This window comes from Mycetocola sp. 2940 (assembly GCF_040548835.1).
Lineage (GTDB): Bacteria > Actinomycetota > Actinomycetes > Actinomycetales > Microbacteriaceae > Mycetocola_A.
Map to the genome: position 1 here is coordinate 229,571 of NZ_JBEPSK010000004.1, position 20,378 is coordinate 249,948.

Consider the following 20,378-nt stretch of genomic DNA (forward strand, 5'->3'; position numbering starts at 1 on the left):
ACTGTCCTTAGTGGTGAGAGTGGGCGGCCGGCGCCTGGGCGGCACGGCTGGCGGTGTCGGCGATGGTGGCTTCGTCGGCCAGCTTGCGCTCGCGCCGTCCCCACGTTTCACGGGTGACGAGTGCTGCCCAGAGGCCGATGCCGGCGTAGAAGCTGAAGAGCAGGGCGGGTCCCACCCAGCCGAGCCAGAGGAAGAGAAGAGTGGTGACGAAGGGAGTGAAGCCCGAGACCATGGCCGAGATCTGGTAGGCGAGGGATGCTCCGGAGGACCGGGTGTTCGCGTTGAACAGTTCGGGGAACCAGGAGCCCTGGGCGCCGGCGAGTGAGTTCTGGCAGACGGCGTACGAAATGACCATGGTCGCGATGACCAGCGCGAACAGCCCGGTGTTGACCATCAGGAACATCGGGATGCCGAAGAACAGCGCGAACAGGCACGACCAGACATACACCGGTCGCCGTCCGACCCGGTCGGTCAGACGGGCCCACGCCATCGTGGCGAAGATCCCGATCGCGGATGCCACGCAGAGCGCGACGAGGGTCTCGGACTTGTTGGCCAGCCCGGTCGTGTGCAGGTAGGAGATCATGTAGGTGATCGAGACGGCGTAGCCCGCGGTCTCGGCAATCCGCAGTCCGATTCCACGAACGATGTTGCGCCAATCGGTGCGGATGACCTCGACAATGGGGTTCTTGACGATCTGGCCCCGTTCCTTGACATCTTCGAAGACGGGGGACTCGGGCACCTTCGCACGGATGATGAGGCCCACAGCGACAAGAACGATGCTGGCGAGGAACGGAACCCGCCAGGCCCAGTCGCCGCCGAGCGCACCGCTGGCGAGGAAGACGAGGTTGGCGAGGAGGAGTCCGACGGGGAAGCCGGCCTGCACGATTCCGGTGAACTTTCCCTTCCGCTTCCACGGTGCGTGCTCGTAGCTCATCAGAATCGCACCGCCCCACTCAGCGCCGAACGCGAGCCCCTGGATGATCCGCACGAGCACGAGCAGGATCGGCGCGATGATTCCGGCCGTGGCGTAGGTCGGCAGCAGGCCGATGGCGAACGTGGCCAGGCCCATCAGGATGAGCGAGCCGACGAGCACGGGCTTACGGCCCACCTTGTCGCCGAGGTGGCCGCCGAGGATGCCCCCCAGTGGGCGGGCAGCGAATCCCACGCCGAGTGTGGCGAATGCGGCGAGGGTCCCGGTGACGGGGTCACCGCCAGGGAAGAAGGCGGTTCCGAAGTAGAGGGCGGCTGCGGTTCCGAAGCCGATGAAGTCGTACGTTTCGATGACGGCACCCACACCGGACCCGATAGCGACGCGCTTGGCGTCCTTCGTTCCTGCGACAGGCCCTCTCATCGTCAGAGCGTCGTTGCTCATTGAAATCCCCTTCAATCGCGGTCACCGTCGACCGTCGACGATGAGCGTGGAACCAGTGTGCGCTTCATCAAGGAGTTTGTCAACGAGTAACATCTAACAGCCGACCGCTGACGGCTAGCGGTTGACTGTCGACAGTGACGGGATTGGCGCAGGCTGGCGGGGAGATCACCCTCGATACGTGGCGATCACCTGACTGTCGTCGCTCTGACCAAGTCCGGATGCGGCAGCCTCGGCATATCGAGCCTGCGCGACGGCGAGGAGCGGCACGTCGGCGCCGGATGCGGCCGCAGCACTCGCCACGAGCCCGCTGTCCTTCACGAAGATGTTGATCGTGCTCGTCACCTGCGCATCGTCGTCAAGCATTCGAGGTCCGCGATCGGCGAGCATCCACGAGCCCGCGGCACCGCCTCCGATGAGATCGAGAACCTCGGCCTGGTCGAGACCCAGGGAGGCTGCAAGGCTGAGGGCCTCCGCAGCCGCCACGATGTGCACCGAGCACAGGTGCTGGTTGACGACCTTCACGCTCTGCCCATCCCCGACCCGGGATCCCACCACGCGAACCGTGCCGAACGATTCGAGCACGGGTGTGACTTCCTCGACCGTCGCTTGCTCGCCGGAAAGGAAGATCACGAGTTCGCCGGTTTTCGCCCGCGCGACCCCGCCGGTGACGGGGGCGTCGGCAACGCGGGCTCCGGCAGCGGTCAGGCGTGCGGCCTGCGCCGCAACGCTCTCGGGCCCGACCGTTGACATGATCACCCAGGTCTGGCCGTGCACGCTGTCGCCCGCCTGCGTCACGAGCGTATCGAGCTGGTCGGGCGTCGCGACCATCGCGATAACCATCTCAGTCCGTTCAGCGTCGGTGATTGCGGGGACCACCGGCACGCCGACTGCTGCCGCCCGTGCGTGAGCTGCCGGCATCGGATCAACCCCGGCAACGCTATGCCCGGCACGTACGAGCTGGGTGGCCAAGGGCAGGCCGATCGCGCCGATACCGACGAAGGTGATGGATGTCATGAGAGTTCTCCAACCGGGAACAGAAATGTTGAGCGACGTTCCAGTTCACGGAAAACGCCGGTGTGGTCGAGGCCGCCCTGCCCCGAGTCTACGAGGGCCGCGAACATGTCGCGCACCGTTGTCGTGAGTGGTAGATCGACGCCTGCCTCGGCCGCCGAAGCGAGGGCGAAGGCCAGGTCCTTGAGCTGGTAGGCGGCGGTGCCGCCCGGCTCGAATGACTCGTCCACCCAGTTCTGGCCCTTCTGGCGAAGCACCTCCGAGCCGGCGAGGCCACCGCGCAGGATGTCGAGCAGCGCTGCGCGGTCCAGGCCGGCTTCCCGGGCGAGAATCATCGCTTCGGATGCCGCCGAGACGGTCGACGCGACGATCATCTGGTTACACGCTTTGGCGAGTTCGCCGGTTCCGACCGGTCCCATGTGTCGCACGATGTCGCCGAGGATCGCGAAAACAGGCTGCAGCTCCTTGACGTCGTTGACAGATCCGCCGGCCATGATGCTCAGCCGCGCCTCTTGCGCACCGATGACGCCTCCGCTGAGCGGAGCATCCACGAGACGGATGCCGTCGGCCGCGAGTTCGCCCGCGTACTCGCGCACCGCGACGGGGGAGACCGTGCCCATGACGACGAGAAGGGGTGAACGGATGCCGGCGGCCAGCCAGCCCGCGCGCAGGCCGGTCGGGCCGTCGACGACAGCCTGGACGTCGGCGAGGTCCGGAAGCACAGTGAGCGTGATCCGGGCGGCGGCATCAGCCGGTGTCCGGGCCACGACGGCTCCGGAAGCGCGCAGCGACTCCGCTTTCGCGGCGGTGCGATTCCAGACAGTGAGCGGCTGCCCATGAGCGAGGAGAACCTCGCTCATGGGCAGCCCCATCGCTCCCAGTCCGAGGAGAGAGAGCCCGGTCATCAGGAGGCCGGAACCGCCACAGCCGCGAGGGCTTCGGTCTCGCGACGGAGTTCGATCGCTGTGGCGAGGCTGTCGTCGATGACGATGTCTTCCCAGCGCACGATGCCGCCCTTGGGGACATCGTTGACGAGCTCGACGTGGTGCGCCATCGCGACGGGGAGGTGGCCTTCGGCGACGCTCTTCTCAGCCGAGACGAGCTTGCCCCAGACGGTGAAGCCGCCTTCACCGTCGAGCATTTCGCCCGCCTTGAGGTCCTTCTTTGCTGTCGCGACGACGTCGGCGTAGAACCCGATCGGCGATCCGGTCGCGATGCCGCGGAGGGCGGCGTTGGCGATCGAAACGTTCAGTTCAAGACCGACGTAGTGGTACGGGCGGTAGAGCGCCGCGTACTGCTTGGTCGGGTCGGGGTGCCACGGGTACTCGTCGAAGCAGCCGGAGACGTAGTCGTTGGTGGCCTTGACCACCACGAAGACGCCTTCCTGGGTGTTGTGGGGGATCCAGTCGCCGTCGCGGGTGACGCTCGACATCACGTCGACCGTTCCTTCGTGAGCGAGAACGCCACCGACGTCGGATGGACGACAGATTGTGGCGATCTCTTCGAGGTCGCCCGGGGTAAAGGTCAGTCCGTCATCGCTCGGGCGCAGGCCCGCGGCATTGGCGACAGCTGCCATCTCGATGGCAGCCTTGGTTCCGTCACGGAACGACGTGTGCATGTACGGGTTGAGCTGGCCGGAGTCGGTGAGTTCCTTCGAGAACTCCCAGTTGTCCCAGACGTTGTCGGGGTTCATCTCGTGGTAGTGCTCGAGGTATTTGGCGCCCTTGCCGGCGCAGACGACGTCGAAGCCCGAGGTGCGGGCCCAGTCGACGAGTTCCATGATGAGGGCGGGCTGGTCGCCGTATGCCATCGAGTAGACGACTCCAGCGGCCTCTGCACGCTTTGCGAGGGCCGGGCCGGCGAGAGCGTCGGCCTCGACGGTCACCATGATGATGTGCTTTCCGCTGTTGATGGCGGCCAGCGCGTGGTTGATTCCCACGATGGGGTTACCAGTGGCCTCGACGATGACGTCCAGGTCGGCGGAGAACAGCGCCGAGGCATCGGCGACGATCGTCGTCGAGCCGCTGGAGATCGCTGTCTCTATGTCGTCTACGAATGCCTCGGCGGGCCAGCCGACGAGGTCGAGCGCGCCGCGGGCACGCGTGGTATTGATGTCGGCGATAGCGACGACGTGGACGCCGGGGATGTTGCGGGCCTGGGCCAGGTACATGGTGCCGTAGCGGCCGGCTCCGATGAGTCCGATGCGGATGGGGCGTCCGGACGCTTCGCGGTCCTTCAGCAGGCTGTGCAGGTTCATATGGGACTTTCTGTGAGGAATGGCGGACCGCAACCGGTCCGAGACGTCATTGTCGATGTCAGCTGGTGATGAAAGTGTAACCGATTCCACTTTGTTCCACAATTCGCGCAAGAGCTTCCCGTAAGCTGAGGTAAACCGTTACCATTACCACCAGTGATCCAGGGGAGCCGATGTCCAAGCCAGCTACGATCCGGGATGTCGCGGCTGCGGCCGGGATTTCCATCGCTGTTGTGTCACGCGTGCTCAACGACGGGTCCGGGCCTGTAGCGCCGGCCACCAGGCAGCGCGTGATGAAGGCGATGGAGGACCTGTCGTACCGGCCCCGCACCGCCGCGCGGGAACTCAAATCCGGCCCGACGACGACGCTGGGACTGCTCCTCGCCGATGTGACCAACCCGTTCTTCGCCCGACTCGCCGATTCAATCGTCCGCGAGGCGCGATCTCGTGGGGTGCAGGTCATACTCATGACCACGCAGGAAGACGCTCGCCTCGAACAGGACGCCCTCGACACGCTCGCCGCGCGCCGGGTAGGCGGCGTGATCGCCACCCCGACCTCCACGAATGTGGATTCCTGGCAGCGCCTGATCGAGCTGGGCACGAACATCGTCTTCGTCGACCGGTATGTGGAAGGCGTTCCGCACGCCGACCTCGTAAGCATCGACAACGATCGCTCCGCCCGCGAGGCGACCGAGCACCTTCTCGATCTCGGGCACACCCGGATTGGGTTCATCTCCGGACCCCTGTCGACGACGACCGGCCGGGCGCGCACCGAAGGGCATCTGGCGACGCTCGCCGAGCGAGGGGTGGCGACTGACCCGCAGCTACTGCGCAACATTCCGTTCCGCGGGGACCAGGGGGCGGATGCCACGGGCAGCCTGCTCAGCCTGCCCGAACCGCCCACCGCGATCATCGTCGCCAACACGGCGCAGGTCGCCGCGAGCGTTCGCCGCATCCGACAGTCCTCGGTGCGGGTCCCTGAGGACCTCTCGCTCATCGTCTTCGACGACAACCCGTGGACCGAGTTGTTCACGCCATCCCTCACCATCATGCGCCAGCCCACGACGCTCATGGCTGCGCATTCCGTGGATCTCGCCCTGCAGCGCATCGGCGACGACTCGGACCCGCGCTCGGTCGTCATCGAAGCGGAGTTCGTCGTACGCTCCAGCACGCGCGCCGTGAACTAGCGGGCCGGTCTGGTTGATCGAGCAGGCCGGCGACGGCATCCCGATAATCGTGTGACTCCGTCCGGCTGCACGGGATAAGGAAATCGGCGCCACACAAGGACGTTTCGGCATGGGCGTCCTTGCCTCAGCGCTGTTTCCTTCTGCCGTGCCGGTGCACGATGCCGCCGTGCTGCCCGTCCAGCGACAACAAAGAGCGGGGCCTGGTTTCCCGGGCCCCGCTCTTCTGTCGTTTAGTGTCGCGGACTAGCCCCGAACCTCTTCAACCCATTCCTGAACCTGCTCCGGCAGGCCGTCGATGATGGGCTGGGTCGCTTTGACCCACTTCTCGAGGTCCTTGATCTCGACGAACTCGGCCCCAGCCTCTTCGAGCTGTTTGCGGTAGTCCTCGGTGTTGGCGATCGTGTCTTCCGTGTACGTCTCGCCGACCTCATCAGAGGATTCGCGGATGATCTCCTGGTACTCCTCGGGGAGCGCAGCCATGGCGTCGTTCCACGTGATGAAGTGGTAGTTCGCGTACATGTGGCTGGTCTCACCGATGTACGGCGCGACCTCGTGGATGCTGTTGAACAGGATCGCGTCGAGCGGGTTCTCCTGGCCGTCGAGCACGCCGCTTTCGAGCGCTGAGTAGACCTCGTTGAACGGCAGGGCCTCGGCGCGGGCGCCGAGTGCTTCCCAGGTCGCCAGCATCGTCGGTGCGGATGGCGTGCGGATGGTCTGACCCTTGAGGTCGTCGAGCGTCTCCACAGGCTCCTTGGTGGTGAGCTGGCGAGGACCGCGGTACATGTTTCCGAGCATCTCGTAGCCGGAGGCATCCGAAATGGCCTGCTTGATCTCCGTGCCGAGGTCGCCCTCCCAGACCTCGAAGAACTGTTCTTCATCCTCATAGAGGAAGGGTGCAGTCTCGATGCCCGACAGGTCGGTGTACGCCTCGACAGCCAGCAGGCTTTCGATCACGACATCAACGGAGCCAAGCTGGAGGCCTTCGACCATTTCTTCCCAGGTTCCCAGGGTCGACGCGGAGTGGATCTCGACGGTGATCTGTCCGTCGGACTTCTCTTCGACCAGCTCCTTGAACTGGAGCGCCGCGGTCTGGCGTGGGTCGGTTTCGCTTCCGGCGTGCCCGAGAACGAGCGTGACGGGCTCTGCCGCGGCGGCCTTGTCTGAGCTGTCGGCTTTGGTTTCGGCCGCGCCGCTGGCGCCACAGCCGGTCAGCGCGAGAGCGCCGATCGAGAGAGCCGCGATTACGATGTGCTTCTTCATGTCACTTCCTTGTGTGTATGGATTGCAGGGGTGTTCGGGAATGGATGCGTGCTAGGAGAGGAGGTTGGGGAGCCAGAGTGAGATCTGGGGGATGAACGTGATGATGAGCAGGTAGATGATTCCCATCAAGAGGAACGGGCCTACCGCCTTCACCGCCTGGAGCATGCTGACCTTGGCCAGTTCCGCTGCCAGCATCAGGCCGACTCCCACCGGTGGGGTGAGCAGTCCGACGCTGAGGTTGGCCACGATCACGATGCCGAGGTGGACCGGGTCGATGCCCATCGACGTGGCGACCGGGAACAGGATCGGCGCGATGATGATCAGCGCGGCGTTCGCCTCGATGAACATGCCGGCGATGAGGAGCACAACGTTGATGAGCAGAAGGAGCACCATCGGGTTCTCGGTGACAGAGAAGATGGCCTCTGCCGCCGCCTGGGGCACGAGGCCCGAGGTGAGCGCCCACGAGTAGATCTGGGCCGCCGCGAGCACAAGCATGATGAGCCCGATGATCAGGACCGAGTCGGCGAGTGCGTAGACAAGCCGCTTCCAGGACAGTTCCTTGTAGACGAAGAACCCGACAATCAGCGCGTACACGACGGCGATCGCGGCCGCTTCCGTCGGCGTGAAGATTCCGAACCGGATGCCGCCCAGGATGATGATCGGGAGCAGCAGGGTGGGGATGGCGCGGTAGAGGGAGATCAGGAACTTGGGGCGATCCTCCTTGGGGATCGTGCCGAGCTTGTTGAGATCCTTGGCCTCTTCCATCGCCTCTTTGGTGAAGCCGAACTTCTTGGCCGTGAAGTGCACGGTGATCATGAGCATGACCACGTAGAGCACCGCGGGAACGATGCCGGCGAAGAACAGCGCCCCGATGGAGGTGCCCGTCACCACGCCGTAGACGATCATCGTGATGCTCGGCGGCATGATCGGGTCGACCACGGGAGCAGCTGCCACGACGGCTGCGGAGTACTCGGGACGGTACTTGCGTTCCTTCATCGCGGGGATCACGATGCGGCCGAGGCTCGAAACGCTGGCGACGGCTGACCCGGAGATGCCACCGAAGAGGAGTGACGTGATGGACATGGACTGGGCGAGTCCTGCGCGCATACCGCCGACGGCGGAGTCAGCGACATCGAGGAGGCGTTTCGTCATTCCGCCCTCGTTCATCACCGCGCCGGCGAGGATGAACAGGGGGATGGCGAGGAGAGGGAAGGGGGTGATTCCCGCGACGATCCTCTGTGCGCCGATGGCGAGAGGAACGTCGGTGACGATGGCAAGGGTGAAGAGCGAGGCGGCGGCGAGGGCAAAACCGACCGGCACGCGGAGGAGCATCGCGACGGCGAAGTTGCTCAGGATGAACGGACCCATGGTTAAACTTCTCCCTTGATGATGATGACGTCGTCGGGCTGGTAGAGGACCGGAGCGGTCAAGGGGTCCACACCCTGGGGGGCGTGGAAGAGCTTCCACCACGCCTCGATGGCGAAGACGAGGGAGAACACGGCGCCCACGGGGACAGCGAGTGCCACCCACCCGAACGGAACTCCGAGTCCCGGAGAATTACGCCGGAAAGACGCGGGCAGGGCCTCGAACCCGTACCAGATGAGGGCAGCGAGTACCGCTACGACGATGAGTGCCGTGACCGTTTCGAGAGTCCGCATCAGCCAGCGCTTGTAAGGCACGTACTCCCAGATGTCGAGCACCATGTGCCGACCACGGCGCACGCCGAGGGCGATGGCGATCATCGAGAGCCAGACGAAGCTGTACGAGGCGAGTTCGACCGTCCAGGATGCCGATGAGGCGGTGATATACCGGGAAAACACTTGCCAGCTCACCGAGAGGACGACGACACCGAGCAGTGCCACGCACACGATTTGAAGGAAGCGATCAAGACCGCTGAGAATCCGGTCGACCCACGATGTGGGTTTGGCGGTGGTGGTCGATTCTGTGTGGTCGACCGACGATGTTGTGTTGATGGTCGCTCCTTTGCGATGAAAAGTTCTTGCCGTGTGCGTCTCGAATGAGGGATGCTTGGAAAGTGTAACCGATACCACTTTGTTTACAAGACACGACTGGAAGAGTTTTTGGCGGGTTTTCGGCGGGGATGAACTCGGCAGGAAAGCTGGGTGTCCTGGCGGCTCAACCGGGCCGGGTGGTGATCATCGAAACACAGCAGCGTTTGATTGTCAACATTAGAACCGTCGACAGTTGACGTATATTGATCTCATCCACGCAAAGGAGCGCCCCATGCCACCGATTCCCTTCTCGCCGACGCGACGGCACGCCGGGCGCTGCCGCGGCGCAGCGAAGGCCGGCGCCTCCGGTTCGCCGAGACGTCTCGCTCCGTCGTTTCACACGGGCGGGACGGTTCGGGGCGATGGGGAAGCGCCGGCCTCCTCGATGGTCTTAGAGCGTGCCCTGGATTTCTGTTCCAGCGGGCAGGGGAACGAGGCGGGTGACGTCGACGGGCCGGGCGAGTTTTCCCTCGAGCGAAGCGTTCAACGCGGCGACGGCCTCGCCCGCTCCATGTGCGTCGAGGAGGTCGGCCGACTCCCATTTCTCGATCATCACGATCGTGTCATCCGGTGCGCGGTGAATGGCGTAGAGGATGCAGCCGGGTTCGTCGTGCACCGCCGCGATAGCAGGCTGGAGGGCATCGTGGACGGCGTCGAACTGGCCGGGAGCGGGAAAGAAGATGGCGGTAACAACAATGGGTTCAGTCATGGTGATCACCGATGATACAGACCATCCGCAACCGGTTCGTGCCGATCTTCCGATCCGATCGCCACTCCGCCGTGCTCCTTCTCGGTGCAGCGGCGCTCGGGCTCGCACTCGCGAACAGCCCGTTCCGTGACGTCGGCCTCGGCCTCAAGACGGCTCATTTCGGTCTCCCTGCGGTCGGTCTGGATCTCTCGGCGAGCCACTGGATCGCCGATGGTCTGCTTGTGGTCTTCTTCTTCGTCGTCGCCGCTGAACTCAAGAACGAACTGACGAACGGGCAGTTGAACAGTGTCCGGAAAGCGCTCGTGCCGACCATCGCTGCCGTCTGCGGCGTCGCCGGTCCCGCGCTCGTCTACCTGCTGATCGCCGGGGAGGAAGCGGCCAGAGGCTGGCCGGTCCCCACGGCGACCGACATCGCCTTCGCCCTGGGGGTCCTCGCCATCTTCGGGCACGGTCTCCCCTCCCGTCTGCGGATCTTCTTGCTTGCGCTGGCCGTTCTGGACGACCTCATCGGGATCATCCTCATTGCGGTTCTGTTCTCGTCCGACCTCAACGTTCCTGCCCTCGCAGGCGCCGCCGTTGCCATCGGCTGTTTCGGGCTCCTGAGCCGCACGCTCCACGGGCACCTTCTGCCGGTCGGGCTGCTCATGGCCGTCGTCGCCGTCTGCGCCTGGTTCCTCGTGGTGCAGTCCGGGATCCACCCCACCCTGACCGGCGTCGGGCTCGGCCTCGTCATGCGCGGGTCGTACGGCCGACGGCTCGCTCATCACCTCGTGCCCTGGTCGAACGGGGTCATCCTGCCGCTGTTCGCCTTCACCGCAGCACTCGTGCCGCTGCCACAGGCGCAGTCCCTCGGGCCCGTGTTCATCGGGCTGGCTGTCGCCCTGCCGGTGGGCAAAGCCGTCGGAATCACCCTCGGTGGCATGATCGGCGCGCGGGTGGCGCGACGACAGGGCGCCCCGTCGATCCCGGTGTGGGACCTCTTTGCGCTCGCCGTCACCGGCGGGCTCGGATTCACCGTCGCGCTTCTCATGAATCAGCTGGCCTTCGCCGAGTCGCCGGAGCTGATGGACCAGGGCGCGTTGGGAGTGCTGGCCGGGTCCGGGCTCTCGCTCGTAGCCGGGGCGGCTCTCATCGGCTGGCGGTCGCGGGTGCACACGCGGCTCGCGGCGCAGGCATCCGCTGCCGGGCACACCGAGAGTGCTGACCTCGTTCCGAACGCGACTTGACAGATGGTCTGACCTTCCCGCACACTTTGAAGGTCAGACCATCCAACCAATACAGATGGCTCGCCCACAAAGGAGTAGACGTGAACTTGTATTCGCTCATGCAGCGCCGGACCGAAACTGACGGACCGATCCGCGTCGGGGTCATCGGAGCCGGAAAATTCGCCTCCATGTTCCTCACGCAGGCTCTGCACACCGTCGGCATCCACGTGGTCGGAGTCGCCGACATCAACGTGCCGAAGGCCCGCGACGCCCTGAAGCGAACCGGCTGGCCCGAAGAGCGTTATGCGGCCGCGACGCTCGACGAAGCACTCCGCAACGGTGGGACCGCCGTGATCGAGAGCGCTGACGACCTGATGCGCCTGCCGCAGATCGAGGTCATCCTCGAGATCACCGGCAACCCGATCATCGGCACCTACCACGCGCTCACGAGCATCGAGAACGGCAAGCACGTCATCATGGTGAACGTCGAAGCCGACTGCATGGTGGGGCCGATCCTACAGCGCAGGGCTGCGGCCGCCGGCGTGGTCTACTCGATGGCGTACGGCGACCAGCCGGCGCTCATCTGCGAACTCGTCGACTGGTGCCGCACGGTCGGCTTCGACATCGTCGCCGCCGGAAAAGGCACAAAGTACCTTCCCGAGTACAACTACTCCACCCCCGACACCGTCTGGGACTACTACGGCTTCTCCGCCGAGCAGCTCGCGACCGGTGACTTCAATCCGAAGATGTTCAACTCGTTTCTCGACGGCACGAAGTCGGCCATCGAGATGGCGGCCGTCGCCAACGGCACCGGACTCACCCCGCAGGACGAGGGGCTCCTCTTCCCGCCTGCCGGCGTCGACGACCTGCCGACGGTCTACCGCGAGAAGTCGCTCGGCGGCAGCCTGACCCGGCGCGGAACGGTCGAGATCGCCTCCAGCCTCCACCGCGACGGAACCGAGGTGGAGCGAAACCTCCGCTGGGGCGTCTACGTCACCTTCGAAGCGAAGACCGACTACGCGGTGCAATGCTTCGCCGAGTACGGCGTCCACACCGATGAGACCGGGCGCTACGGATCGCTGTACCGTCCGTACCACATGATCGGTCTCGAACTCGGGGTGAGCGTGGCATCCGCCGTGCTCCGCGGTGAGGCCACCGGCAGCCCGACCGGGTTCCGCGGAGACGTGGTGTCGACCGCCAAGAAGGACCTTCGTGCGGGGGACACCCTCGACGGAGAAGGCGGCTACACGGTGTTCGGCAAGCTGGCGCCCGCGCACCTGTCGCTGGCGAACAACGCCCTCCCGCTTGGCCTGGCTCACGGCGCGAAGCTCATCCGTGACGTGCCCAAGGACGGCACGATCTCGTGGGACGACATCGCTGTCGACGATACCCTGCAGGCCGTCCAGGTCCGCAAGGAACTGGAAGCGGAGTTCCGCGCCGAGTCACTCGCCTCGGCCTGACCTTCCGACCACGTCCTAGGATGAACGCGGCATCCGCCGCATTCCTCGAGAGCTGGAGCTCGCATGTCGACAACTGCTGGGTGGGAACCCGTCCAACGCCTCCGAACCTACGAACAGGTCATGGCGCAGATCGAGGAGCGCATCCTCGACGGCCGGCTCGCCGCGGGAGATCACCTCCCGAGCGAGAGGGACTTCGCCGTGCAGCTGGGCGTGTCCAGGCCGTCGCTGCGGGAGTCACTTCGGGTTCTCGAAGCGCTCGGCCTCGTGGACATCCGGCGGGGCGGGGGAGCAGATGGAGGCGCAGCCCTCGTCGGCACCCCCGGCCCCGGGTTCGTCAACCTGCTCAAGCTCCAGCTGGCGCTCGGGCAGTTCGACCAGACCGACGTGCTCGAAACCCGGCTCGCGCTCGAAACCTGGAGCGGGCGGGAGGCTTCACTCCGTGCGGCAGAGGACGACTTCGACGATCTCGCCGGCATCCTCGACAGTATGGACGACCCGCAGGTGACGACCGCTGAGTTCAACCGGCTCGACACCGCGTTCCACGTGCGGATCGCGGAGTCGACGGGCAACGCGCTTACCGCCCACCTCATGCAGTCGCTGCGCATCGCCATCAACCGCCAGATGATCGAGGCGTACGCGCGACTCGACGACTGGCGGGCGACGGCCGAGACGGTCCGGCGTGAGCACCGCGAATTGCTCGAGGCCCTCCGGCGTCGCGATCCGGATGCCGCTGCAAGGTGCTTGCAGGACCACATCACTGATTTCTACGCCCTCGGAGACATGGGCGGCTCCTCCTCCTCAGACAACCCGAAGGCCGGCAGATCCCACGCATGAAGACCGTAGTTCTCGACGACGACCCCACCGGCACCCAATCCGCGAGCAACGTCCGTGTGCTGCTCGTCAGCGACGCCGACCTGCTGACCGAGGCGCTCCGCACCGACGACAGTGTCTACGTGCAGACGAACACCCGGGCCATCGACGAGGCGAGTGCCGTTGCCCTCGTCCGCCAGGTCCGCAACGACGCCCTCGCCGCCGGCAGCCGGCTGGGGGAGGACATCCAGTTCGTCCTGAGAGGCGACTCGACCCTTCGCGGCCACGTCTTCGCCGAGACCGAGCAGTTCCTCGACGACGGCGCGCTGATGATCTTCGTCCCCGCCTTCCCGGACGGCGGCCGCACTACCCGAGGCGGCGTGCACTACGTGAACACCGGCGGGAGCGATACCCCGGCGCACGAGACAGAATATGCCGACGACCCGGTGTTCCCCTTCGCCAGCGGCGTCCTCGCCGAGTACGTGCGCGAGAAGTCCGCGCGCGAACCGCTGCCAGTCAGCCTTGACGTTGTGCGTGGAGATGCCGCGACCCTGGCTTCGATCCTGCAGGACGCGGCGGCGGGGTCTGTGGCCGTTCCGGATGCCGTCACGAACGACGACATCCGCCGTATCGCCGAGGCGATCCGGACCGCCCGCGTCCACGGTCGCAGCATCGTCGTTCGTTCGGCGGCGCCGCTCGCGGCGATGCTCGCCGGCGTCGAGAGTTCCGGGCTGCTGGCCACACCCCTCGTTGAGGGACGGCCGCCCACGCTGCTCGCCTGCGGGTCGCACACCGGCGGGGCGTCGGCGCAACTCGACCTCGTTGCCCGCGCCTGGGGTCAGCCCGTCGTCATCGATACATCCGCGGCGCTCGTTGAACCGGAACCGGCCGGGCATGACGCGGCGGCCCGAGCGGCCGGTGCAACCGACGGAGTCACCGTCGTGACGACGTCGCGGGAGCGGTCCGCCGACCACAACACGCTCGACCACGGGGAGCGGGTGATGCTCGCCTTGACCACCGCGGTCCGTGACCTGCTCCCGAGCGTCGAGGTGGTCGTCGCGAAGGGCGGAATCACGTCAGCCGAGGTGGCGCGCTCAGGCGTCGGCGCGACATCCGCCCTCGTCCTCGGTCAGGTGCTTCCCGGTGTCTCGGTCTGGCGGATGACGGCCGTCGACGGTCGCGAGATTCTGTACGTCGTGGTTCCGGGCAACGTCGGGGGACCGGACACCCTCGTCAACGTCCTCGCGGCGATCGGGCATGAGAAGTAGCCGCTACGAGATGAGCTTCGTGACCGCTTCGTGCATGTGTGCGGTGATCGTGGTGCGGGCGCGCTCGGCGTCGCCGGACTCGATGGCGTCCACGATCTCGCTGTGACGGTTGACGCCCATGTTGTCGATGGCGCGATCCGCTCCCGCGAACATGATCGACATGCGGATGGTTCCCTCGAGGGCTTGCCACGAGCGCGAGAGGGTCTCATTGCCAGCGAGGTTGCACAGCGTGCGGTGGAAGTCGAGGTCGGACTCGATGCGGGCTTCAAGGTCGCCCTGCGAGGCGCGACCCATGGTGCCGATCGCCGCGCGGAGCTCCGCGATGATCGCTGCGCGGTCGGTCAGCTCGCTGAGCCCGGCGGCCGCCAGCGATTCGAGCGCTCCGCGCACGGCGAAGACATCCCGGATCTCCTTGGCGTCGAGATGGCGGACGCTGAGCCGGCCGCGGGATCCCGCGGAGACGAGACCCTCCTGCTCGAGTTCACGCAGGGCCTCCCGGAGTGTGCCGCGGCTGATCTTCAGCATCTCGGACAGCTCGGTCTCGACGAGGTGTGTTCCCGGCGGTAGTTCGCCGACGGAGATGGCGCGGCGGAGTGCAGCGAGCGCCTGCTGGCGCAGGCTCGTGCGTTCGAGCCCGAGGAGGGATGCCGGTGCGCTCATGAGTGGTCCTTCGAGGTGCGTCAGTTGTTCAGGGTCAGCCGTAACGGTCGATCCTATGGGACGACACAAGGCCGCCCACGTGGGCGCGCGGTGCGCTCGCGCGCGATAGTGCCGCCCGCCCCTCCAGTCTGCGCGTGGCGCACCCCTGTGTCAACTGGCGACAAATCAATGTTGACTGTCGACAAAGAACTTCGTATCATCGACTGACGGCAAAATTTCGTGCCGATGACTTTCAGAGGATCAATGACGATGTTTCACTCTCGACTGGGCTGTTCTTCAATCAGTTTCCGGCACCAGGATCTCGCCACGGCACTACAGACGATTCGCGAGACGGGGTTCGACGAGATCGACCTCGGTGCGCTCCCCGGGGTCTGCGACCACGTGCCGTTCGTTCTCGACGCCGAAGCGGTCGACTCGGTCGCCGCGACGGTGAATGCATCGGGGCTGCGCGTGCGGTCGGTGAACGGCGACATCGGTGACCTCAACCGCGTTCTGACCGCCGAAGAACGGGCATCCCGGGAGGCGCACCTCGACATGTTGCTGACCCTGACCGCCGCGATCGGGGCGAATGCACTCGTGCTGCCATGCGGCGCGATCGATCACGAGCCCATCCGTAGCCTCGACGAGGACTTCGACGCCGTCGCTGCCGAACTGACCTCCGCAGCCCAGCGCGCGACGACGTTCGGCGTCGAGATCTGGACGGAATCCCTCCACTTCTTCCGGCTGTGCTTCAACACCGAGCGCGCAGAACAGCTCACGCAGCGACTGGACGGATCCGGGGTGCGGCTCGTCATGGACTTCAGTCACATCACGGCTTCCGGCGGCGACCCCACCGACTACGTCGACCGCTTCGCCGGTCGGATTGCGCATGTCCACCTCCGCGACGCGGTGCCTGGCGACATTCGTCTCAGTATCGGGAACGGCTCAGCCGACTTCACCGGCGGCTTGCGGGCGCTGGCGGACTCCGGCTACACGGGGCATTTCTCCCTGGAACTCGAGACCCGGGATGTCGAGAACCCCGAACGTCCCGCCGCAGCCGCTCAGGCCGGGGCTTTTATCTCCGCGCTCATCTGAGCCATTCCCCTTTCCCCTGCACTGCCACCGACACCTACTTAGGAGAAACATGACCAGCACGATCCAGCGCACTGCCGTCCTCACCGGCGCAACCTCTGAACGCGGCATCGGAATCACCACCGCACAGCGTTACGCCCGCGAAGGCTGGGCCATCGTCATCCTCGACCTCGACGGGGACAAGTCCGCTTCCGTCGCAGCCGACATCGCCTCCGAATTCGGAGTACCGGCGTTCGGCCACCAGATCGACGTCTCCGATGAGGCATCCGTCGTCGCCGCCCACACCGCCGTGGCCGCCGAAGTCGCCGCCGACCGGATCCCCGCCATCGGAGCCCTCGCGAACATCGCCGGGATCACCTCGCCGGTGCCGTTCCTCGAGACCAGTCTCGACCTGTGGAACAAAGTCATGGCGGTGAACGCCACCGGCACGTACCTGGTGACCCGTGCCTTCCTGCCTGGCATGATCGAGAACCAGTACGGACGCATCGTCAACATGTCGTCGGTCTCCGCCCAGCGCGGCGGCGGCGTGTTCGGCAAGGTTCCCTACTCAGCCGCCAAGGCCGCGATTCTCGGCTTCACCAAGGCGCTCGCGCGGGAGCTGGGCGGCAACGGCGTGACCGTGAACGCCGTCACCCCCGGTGCCGTCGACACCAACATCCGGGTCGGGACCACCCCAGAGATCGAAGCAGCCATCGCCGCTGACATCCCGCTCGGTCGCACCGCCACCGCCGAGGAAGTCGCCGCTGTCATCACCTTCCTGTCGTCCGAGGACGCCGGGTACCTCACCGGCTCGACGGTTGACATCAACGGCGGCAGCCACATCCACTAACCGTTCGGGCCGCGTGCCCTCGAGCGAGAAAGCTGAGCGACATGACTCGACTGTTCAACGATCCGGCCGATTTCGCCGACGAAGCCCTCGCCGGTTTCTGTGACGCGCACCAGAATCTCGTGCGCCAGGTGCCTGGCGGGGTGGTGCGTCGCGCGCGACCCGCCGCTCCCCGGGTGGCCGTGCTTGCTGGAGGCGGCTCGGGTCACTACCCAGCATTCGCGGGGATTGTCGGGGCCGGTTTCGCCACAGGGGCCGTCGTGGGGAACATCTTCACCTCGCCGTCGGCGCAACAGGCGTATTCGGTGGCGAAGGCGGCGGACTCCGGCGCCGGGGTGATTTTCACGTACGGAAACTACGCGGGCGACGTTCTGAACTTCGGTATGGCGTCCGAGCGCCTCGCAGCGGAGGGGATCGCCGTCGAGAACGTTCTCGTGACGGATGACATCGCGAGCGCTCCGGTCGGCGAGATCGAGAAGCGTCGCGGCATCGCCGGGGACTTCATCGTCTTCAAAGTGATGGGTGCAGCGGCAGAAGCGGGGGAGAACCTCGCTGAGGTCGTGCGGCTCGGCCGCAAGGCGAACGACAACACGCGTACCATCGGCACCGCGTTCCAGGGCTGCACTTTCCCCGGCGCGGATGACCGCCTGTTCTCGCTCGAGAAGGGGACTATGGCTCTTGGGCTCGGCATCCACGGCGAACCGGGCCTCTACGATACGACGATGCCGACTGCCATCGAGCTTGGCAGGGAACTTGTCGAGCGCGTGCTCGTTGAAACTCCGGAGGGCGCCGGATCTCGTATCGCCGTGCTCCTCAACGGGCTCGGCTCGAGCAAGCTCGAGGAACTCTTCGTACTCTGGCGCACCGTCGCTCCGCTGCTCCGGGAGGCCGGCTACACTCTTGTCGCGCCCGAGGTCGGCGAGCTGGTCACCAGCCTCGATATGGCTGGCGTCTCCCTTACTATCACCTGGCTCGACGACGAACTCGAGCAGTTGTGGGTCGCTGCCGCCGAGACTCCCGGGTTTCGTCGAGGCTCTGTGGCCGCGATGTCTGCTAGCGCCGCGGAAAACGCCGACGTCGCGATCGATGACCAGCTTGCGGACTCTACCGAGGAATCGCGGGCTTTGGCCGAACGGTGCCACGCTGCCCTCGCCGTCGTCCGGTCGACCCTCCATGATTCCGAGTCGATGCTCGGCGATCTTGACGCCATCGCCGGAGACGGGGACCACGGGCGGGGGATGGTGCGCGGGATCGACGCGGCGTACGCTGGCGCGGCCGCTGCTGTTGAGCGGGGTGCCGGAGCGGCATCCACTCTCGCCGCGGCCGGCGACGCCTGGGGTGACCGGGCCGGAGGAACCTCGGGCGTGCTGTGGGGTGCGGGTCTCCGTGCCCTCGGCGAGACGCTCGGTGACACCGAGCAGCCGTCTGCCGAGACGATGGCAGCAGCGGTGAACGCCTTCGCCGATCGCCTCCTGGAACTCGGCAAAGCCGAACCCGGCGACAAAACCATGATGGATGCAATTGTGCCGTTCGCGGAGGGCCTCGATGATGGCATCCGCAACGGATTTTCGTTCCCGGACGCCTGGATCACGGCGGCCGCGGTGGCCGTCCGGGCGGCTGAGGACACCGCCGCTCTCCGCCCGAAAAAAGGACGGGCGCGGCCTCTCGCGGAAAAGAGCCTCGGAACTCCGGACCCCGGCGCGACCTCTTTCGGCCTGATCGTCACCGCGCTCGGACGCCATCTCGCAGAATCCGCGACCCAGAAGGACAATTCATGACACTTCGTCTCATCGTCGGGTCGGACGAAGCCGGCGTCGACTACAAGAACCAGATCCTCGTTGACCTTCAGGCTGACCCGCGCGTCAGCGAAGTCATCGACATAGGGGTAAACCGTTCCGATCGACTTGACGACTTCCACAGGCCATACCCATTTGTCGGTATCGCGGCCGGCGAGCTGATAATCGAGGGCAAGGCTGACCGCGCCATCCTGTTCTGCGGAACAGGAATCGGCGTGGCCATCGCCGCGAACAAAGTCGACGGCATCCGTGCGACGACGGCCCATGACTCGTTCTCAGTTGAACGCTCGGTACTGTCGAACGACTGCCAGGTCCTCACCATGGGGCAGCGAGTCGTGGGTCTCGAGGTGGCCCGTCGTCTCGCCCGCGAGTGGATCGGCTACGAATTCGACCCCAACTCCGCGTCTGCGGCCAAGGTCCAGGTATTGACGCAATACGAGAGCCGGTAGGTCTGCCGGCGTCAATCGCACAGCACTTCCGGCCCGCGGGGGTGGGGGTGCGCTCGACACGGCGTACGGGACTGGAAAGAGAAGAATCGACGCATGACCAACGGCAACGGAAAACCCGAGGGCGCCCAGATCATCGTGATGGGTGTCTCCGGGGCGGGCAAGAGCACGATTGGGACGCTCATCGCCGGTGCCATCGGGGTTCCGTTTGTCGATGGTGACGCGCTGCATCCACTATCGAATATTGAGAAGATGGCCGGCGGCACACCGCTCAACGATGAGGACCGCTGGCCCTGGCTGGCGACGGTGGGTACAACGCTTTCCGACGCCGGCGAAGGCACCGGAATGGTGATCGCCTGCTCCGCGCTCCGTCGGGCCTACCGTGAAGCAATCCTCCACCATGCGCCAGCCACACGGTTCGTGCACCTCTCCGGTTCAAAGGAGGTTCTCGCGTCCCGCCTGGAGGGCCGCAGCGACCACTTCATGCCCAGGAGACTGCTAGATTCCCAATTCGTCGCGCTTGACCCCCTGGCCGAGGACGAGCCTGGAATTGTCGTCGACATTGACCAGCCGGTGCCCGCTATCGTCGCGGAAGCGGTCGAGGCAATCCACCTCGGCTAGTTCGTCCGCACCGCGACGTCAGAGGCGTCATCGGTGGCCGCAGGTTGACTTGGGGCCGTCGGCACGAAGACACTGCATAGAGCGGGGATCGACAGTCGGAAACGAGCACGTGGAGTATCTGTTGACCGTGCGCTGACAGGGAGAGTCATGCAGATACCCAGGCCGACCGATGAGGTCAAGGACTTCTTTCGCTCCGTCGTTCTGAACATTCCGACTGTCGAGCTCAAACCGATGTTCGGGAACCTCCCATTGTCAGAGGAGACGCTCAAGGAGATTCCGGACGGGGTCTCGGTGTTGGCGCCGGGTACCACCGGATGGCGCCGGACCAGCTGGCGAGGTACCGTGACGCGGCCGCCTCCGAAGTGCCTGAACGGCGTTGAAACGCCGGGAAGCCTGAACGGAGCGAAGAG

Annotated in this window: 19 protein-coding genes; 10 read left to right on the forward strand and 9 right to left on the reverse strand. The window is 65.7% G+C overall.

Features of this window, described 5'->3' with window-relative positions:
- Positions 1 to 7: 7 nt before the first annotated feature.
- The 4 genes from ABIE24_RS08095 to ABIE24_RS08110 all read right to left on the reverse strand — a co-directional run bounded on the left by ABIE24_RS08095 (position 8) and on the right by ABIE24_RS08110 (position 4,640).
- Complete coding sequence (locus ABIE24_RS08095; RefSeq protein ID WP_354498529.1) at positions 8 to 1,372, reverse strand: MFS transporter; 1,365 nt, start codon at positions 1,370 to 1,372, stop codon at positions 8 to 10.
- A 165-nt stretch (positions 1,373 to 1,537) separates the two neighbouring features.
- Complete coding sequence (locus ABIE24_RS08100; protein WP_354498531.1) at positions 1,538 to 2,386, reverse strand: NAD(P)-dependent oxidoreductase; 849 nt, start codon at positions 2,384 to 2,386, stop codon at positions 1,538 to 1,540.
- Positions 2,383 to 3,288, reverse strand: coding sequence for an NAD(P)-dependent oxidoreductase (locus tag ABIE24_RS08105; RefSeq protein WP_354498533.1), 906 nt, complete (start codon positions 3,286 to 3,288; stop codon positions 2,383 to 2,385). Before ABIE24_RS08105 ends, ABIE24_RS08100 begins: the two co-directional genes overlap by 4 nt.
- Positions 3,288 to 4,640, reverse strand: coding sequence for an NAD(P)H-dependent oxidoreductase (locus ABIE24_RS08110; RefSeq protein ID WP_354498535.1), 1,353 nt, complete (start codon positions 4,638 to 4,640; stop codon positions 3,288 to 3,290). Before ABIE24_RS08110 ends, ABIE24_RS08105 begins: the two co-directional genes overlap by 1 nt.
- Before the next feature lie 170 nt (positions 4,641 to 4,810).
- Here ABIE24_RS08110 and ABIE24_RS08115 point away from each other — a divergent pair, with 170 nt between their 5' ends.
- On the forward strand, positions 4,811 to 5,824 hold the full coding sequence (locus ABIE24_RS08115) for a LacI family DNA-binding transcriptional regulator (RefSeq protein WP_354498537.1): 1,014 nt from the start codon (positions 4,811 to 4,813) through the stop codon (positions 5,822 to 5,824).
- A gap of 243 nt (positions 5,825 to 6,067) precedes the next feature.
- Here the strand turns inward: ABIE24_RS08115 and ABIE24_RS08120 are convergent, their stop codons facing one another.
- From ABIE24_RS08120 to ABIE24_RS08135, 4 genes are all read right to left on the reverse strand, one after another.
- Positions 6,068 to 7,084 carry a TRAP transporter substrate-binding protein gene (locus ABIE24_RS08120; protein ID WP_354498539.1) on the reverse strand — a complete coding sequence of 339 codons (1,017 nt, stop codon included), beginning with the start codon at positions 7,082 to 7,084 and terminating at the stop codon, positions 6,068 to 6,070.
- Positions 7,085 to 7,135: 51 nt separating this feature from the next.
- Positions 7,136 to 8,452 carry a TRAP transporter large permease gene (locus ABIE24_RS08125; protein WP_354498541.1) on the reverse strand — a complete coding sequence of 439 codons (1,317 nt, stop codon included), beginning with the start codon at positions 8,450 to 8,452 and terminating at the stop codon, positions 7,136 to 7,138.
- Positions 8,453 to 8,454: 2 nt separating this feature from the next.
- The gene (locus ABIE24_RS08130; RefSeq protein WP_354498543.1) at positions 8,455 to 8,946 is read right to left on the reverse strand and encodes a TRAP transporter small permease; all 492 of its coding nucleotides are present in this window, start codon (positions 8,944 to 8,946) and stop codon (positions 8,455 to 8,457) included.
- Between the two features lie 541 nt (positions 8,947 to 9,487).
- Complete coding sequence (locus ABIE24_RS08135; RefSeq protein ID WP_354498545.1) at positions 9,488 to 9,805, reverse strand: putative quinol monooxygenase; 318 nt, start codon at positions 9,803 to 9,805, stop codon at positions 9,488 to 9,490.
- Between the two features lie 11 nt (positions 9,806 to 9,816).
- On the opposite strand from ABIE24_RS08135, the gene ABIE24_RS08140 reads away from it, so the two are divergent.
- The 4 genes from ABIE24_RS08140 (at position 9,817) to ABIE24_RS08155 (ending at position 14,548) form a co-directional block, all read left to right on the forward strand.
- Positions 9,817 to 11,031: a Na+/H+ antiporter NhaA gene (locus ABIE24_RS08140; protein ID WP_354498547.1), complete on the forward strand. Its 1,215-nt coding sequence runs from the start codon at positions 9,817 to 9,819 to the stop codon at positions 11,029 to 11,031.
- A gap of 80 nt (positions 11,032 to 11,111) precedes the next feature.
- On the forward strand, positions 11,112 to 12,470 hold the full coding sequence (locus ABIE24_RS08145) for an NAD(P)H-dependent oxidoreductase (protein WP_354498549.1): 1,359 nt from the start codon (positions 11,112 to 11,114) through the stop codon (positions 12,468 to 12,470).
- Between the two features lie 63 nt (positions 12,471 to 12,533).
- A complete protein-coding gene (locus ABIE24_RS08150) occupies positions 12,534 to 13,304 on the forward strand; it encodes a FadR/GntR family transcriptional regulator (protein WP_354498551.1) in 771 nt (256 codons plus the stop codon).
- Positions 13,301 to 14,548 carry a four-carbon acid sugar kinase family protein gene (locus ABIE24_RS08155; RefSeq protein WP_354498553.1) on the forward strand — a complete coding sequence of 416 codons (1,248 nt, stop codon included), beginning with the start codon at positions 13,301 to 13,303 and terminating at the stop codon, positions 14,546 to 14,548. The genes ABIE24_RS08150 and ABIE24_RS08155 overlap by 4 nt, the downstream gene beginning before the upstream one ends.
- A gap of 3 nt (positions 14,549 to 14,551) precedes the next feature.
- Here the strand turns inward: ABIE24_RS08155 and ABIE24_RS08160 are convergent, their stop codons facing one another.
- Positions 14,552 to 15,208, reverse strand: coding sequence for a GntR family transcriptional regulator (locus tag ABIE24_RS08160; protein WP_354498555.1), 657 nt, complete (start codon positions 15,206 to 15,208; stop codon positions 14,552 to 14,554).
- A gap of 249 nt (positions 15,209 to 15,457) precedes the next feature.
- Between ABIE24_RS08160 and ABIE24_RS08165 the strand changes: the two genes are divergently transcribed.
- The 5 genes from ABIE24_RS08165 to ABIE24_RS08185 all read left to right on the forward strand — a co-directional run bounded on the left by ABIE24_RS08165 (position 15,458) and on the right by ABIE24_RS08185 (position 19,968).
- Positions 15,458 to 16,282, forward strand: a complete 825-nt coding sequence (locus ABIE24_RS08165) for a sugar phosphate isomerase/epimerase family protein (RefSeq protein WP_354498557.1) — start codon at positions 15,458 to 15,460, stop codon at positions 16,280 to 16,282.
- 49 nt (positions 16,283 to 16,331) lie between these two features.
- Positions 16,332 to 17,108 carry an SDR family NAD(P)-dependent oxidoreductase gene (locus tag ABIE24_RS08170; RefSeq protein ID WP_354498559.1) on the forward strand — a complete coding sequence of 259 codons (777 nt, stop codon included), beginning with the start codon at positions 16,332 to 16,334 and terminating at the stop codon, positions 17,106 to 17,108.
- Between the two features lie 41 nt (positions 17,109 to 17,149).
- Positions 17,150 to 18,883, forward strand: a complete 1,734-nt coding sequence (locus tag ABIE24_RS08175; protein ID WP_354498561.1) for a dihydroxyacetone kinase family protein — start codon at positions 17,150 to 17,152, stop codon at positions 18,881 to 18,883.
- Positions 18,880 to 19,350: a ribose-5-phosphate isomerase gene (locus ABIE24_RS08180; RefSeq protein WP_354498563.1), complete on the forward strand. Its 471-nt coding sequence runs from the start codon at positions 18,880 to 18,882 to the stop codon at positions 19,348 to 19,350. Before ABIE24_RS08175 ends, ABIE24_RS08180 begins: the two co-directional genes overlap by 4 nt.
- A gap of 93 nt (positions 19,351 to 19,443) precedes the next feature.
- The gene (locus ABIE24_RS08185; protein ID WP_354498565.1) at positions 19,444 to 19,968 is read left to right on the forward strand and encodes a gluconokinase; all 525 of its coding nucleotides are present in this window, start codon (positions 19,444 to 19,446) and stop codon (positions 19,966 to 19,968) included.
- Positions 19,969 to 20,378 lie beyond the last annotated feature (410 nt).